This window comes from Vibrio sp. 2134-1 (genome assembly GCF_033339495.1).
Genome location: NZ_JAWOUS010000132.1, coordinates 1 through 1,087 on the forward strand (window position 1 = coordinate 1; position 1,087 = coordinate 1,087).

Here is a 1,087-nt window from a genome sequence, read left to right on the forward strand (position 1 = left end):
GCACCGATACAACCAACGGCTTAATGTTCAATCCCACCCAATCCTTACTTATTGATTATTGTTTTAGATAAGCGAAGTAGTTTTCCAGAAACTCGTCAAAAGATAACGTATCGCTTTCTTCCGCTTGTCGCTGTTTCTCAACTGAAGAAGCCACTTCCGTTTCCATTATATCTTGCGAGTAATGTTGGTAACCGTGAGCCAGATTTTCTTCACGGAACTTCATGCCAAGAGCACAACCTACTTTGCCAAGTCCACCAAGTTCTTTGGTTAGCTCAAGCAATTGGCCAGAAATCGTCAGTTCAGGGTTATCAATCCATGCTTCTAGCTTGTCACATACAGCTTGGTAAGCGTCGCCACCAGCCGCAGAATCCATCTCTACTGCAATTTGGCGCAACTCAACGAATACTCGTTTCGCCCAATCTTGCAAAGATAAGCGTTCACCTTGGCAACCGATCTGCAGCATCAAACCTTTTTCACGACCAGAGATGATCACTTTGTTCCAGTTGTCACGCCAGCATTCTAGTTCGCAGTTATCCATGGGGTCAGAATCTGACAACGCCGCCCACGTTAGGAAAAGATCTAAGAAACGAACTTGCTCTTCGCTAACACCAACGGCACTGAATGGGTTCACATCTAATGAGCGCACTTCAATGTATTCCACGCCCGCGCGACTCAATGCATCTGATGGCTTCTCACCACTTTTCGCTACGCGTTTCGGACGAATTGGTGCGTACAATTCATTTTCAATCTGGAGAATGTTGGTATTGAGCTGACGGTACTCACCATCCACTTTTACTCCAATTTTTGCGAATTCTTCAGATGGTCGACGAATCGCATCACCTAAACCTTCAAGATATTGGTCAATACTGTTGAAACCGATTTTCAATACGCTTTGAGCACTGTTGGTATAACCAAGATCACTCAAGCGAAGAGATGTCGCTTTAGGGAGATACAGTGTCCCACCAATGCTTTCAAACGGGAGTTTAGTCTCACGGCCTTGAATGAACGAACCACATAACGCTGGCGATGCACCAAAGAAGTAAGGGATCATCCAACCAAAACGGTAATAGTTACGAATCAAAGCAAA

General features: G+C 44.9%; 1 protein-coding gene. It reads right to left on the reverse strand.

The annotated features are described in order from the left end of the window. Positions 1-55 precede the first annotated feature (55 nt). Positions 56-1,087, reverse strand: a 1,032-nt coding sequence (gene gshA, locus R7R78_RS24400; RefSeq protein WP_225474410.1) for a glutamate--cysteine ligase, incomplete at its 5' end; no start/stop codon positions are given.